2 protein-coding genes are annotated in these 1,368 nt (G+C 46.3%); both read right to left on the bottom strand.

The features are described from left to right. Positions 1-93: 93 nt before the first annotated feature. Complete coding sequence (locus ACYVIY_RS28570; RefSeq protein ID WP_460980086.1) at positions 94-996, bottom strand: IS3 family transposase; 903 nt, start codon at positions 994-996, stop codon at positions 94-96. Continuing rightward, on the bottom strand, positions 993-1,325 hold the full coding sequence (locus tag ACYVIY_RS28575; protein WP_460980087.1) for a hypothetical protein: 333 nt from the start codon (positions 1,323-1,325) through the stop codon (positions 993-995). Before ACYVIY_RS28575 ends, ACYVIY_RS28570 begins: the two co-directional genes overlap by 4 nt. Between the last annotated feature and the right edge of the window lie 43 nt (positions 1,326-1,368).

A 1,368-nucleotide genomic window follows, 5' to 3' on the forward strand; every position in this document is an offset into this window, starting at 1 on the left:
TGTAGCGTCCTAAAATAAGTTTACATTTTTGAAGTGAATTTATTAGTTCATGCTTATAGTCCTACTATCCATTTACAGTATCTCAACTAAAAATTAGCTGGCAACTTCTAGCTCCGTTTCCCTTTTCTTATAGTAATTCTTCCAGCGTCTTCGCAAAGCGCCCTTTTGCTGATGGGCTTGCTGTGGAGTCAGCATGTCACAACTGCTGTGGGGGCGCAATGAATTATAAATCAGGACAGCCTGGGCAATCCCTTTTTTGGCTACAGCCAGGGTGGGATACTGATCAGCTAACAGCTCCGCTTTCAGTATCCCATTCACTCGTTCAGCGATCGCGTTTTCCAAGGGATCTCCGCTTTGCGTCATGCTGATCTGGATGTTATTATCCTTTAAAAGACTGACATACTCCAAGCAACAATACTGCACGCCCCGGTCACTATGGTGAATCAATCCAGAAGTGTCCTGACAGGCTTTCAAGGCCATCGTTAAGGCCTTCAAACTACCCATCGCACTCAACGTTTCTGATACACAGAATCCAACGATTTTTCGGCTATAAGCATCGGTCACTAAGCTCAGATAAGCGAAGCCATCGCCGACCAATATATAGGTTATGTCGCTCACCCATAACAAGTTGGGCGCTTTGGGCACATACTCCCGTATTAGATTTGGATACTTCTTCTGCCAGTGATTCGAAAAGGTCGTCTGCACTCTACGGCGACGCTTTTTCACTAATAATTTATGAGCTCGTAGCAAATCAAACAGCGCATCTCGGCCCAGCTTCAACTGGTGTTCTTGGACAAAGTCCTGCATCAGCACCAGTAATTTTCGAGTGCCTAGCCGGGGTTGCAGCGAGCGGTGGAGCAACACTTGCTGAATAACCAGCTCGGCTTCAAAGCAATTCTGGTTGTTATTTTTTTCAAATTGATAGAATGCCTGCCTGCTATAACCAAGCAGTGCACACAACGCCGACAGGCTGTGTCGCTTTTCGTTGTGCCTCACTTTGTTGACCGCTTGGTGCCAAACTTTTTTCGGATTGGGACTTGCAGTTCGTCCTCGGCAATATCGAGCATGGCGTTCAGCAGCTTATTTCGTAGTTGTTCCTGCTCTAACAGCTTTTGGAGTTGCTCCAGACTGGGCGGTTGATTTGGTTTGGGCTTCATGGGATCGGAAGCTAAGCCCACGCCTTTTAGTTTAGCTTGTTGTTGGGCTTGATACTTGAGCACACATCGATTTATCGTGGCTTTACTGATGCCATACTTTTTCTCCAGTTGCAAATAGGTGCACCCACCCAGTAAGTATTCTCGTACGGCTCTTTGTCGTTTGTTCATGTTACAGCTCAGTTGCGGGCTGTAAACCTATTCTAGGACATGA

The organism is Spirosoma knui, from assembly GCF_054780635.1.

Excerpts from the sequence above, each read along its gene's own strand:
- ACYVIY_RS28575 (WP_460980087.1), bottom strand. The coding sequence starts at position 1,325 with ATGAACAAACGACAAAGAGCCGTACGAGAATACTTACTGGGTGGGTGC.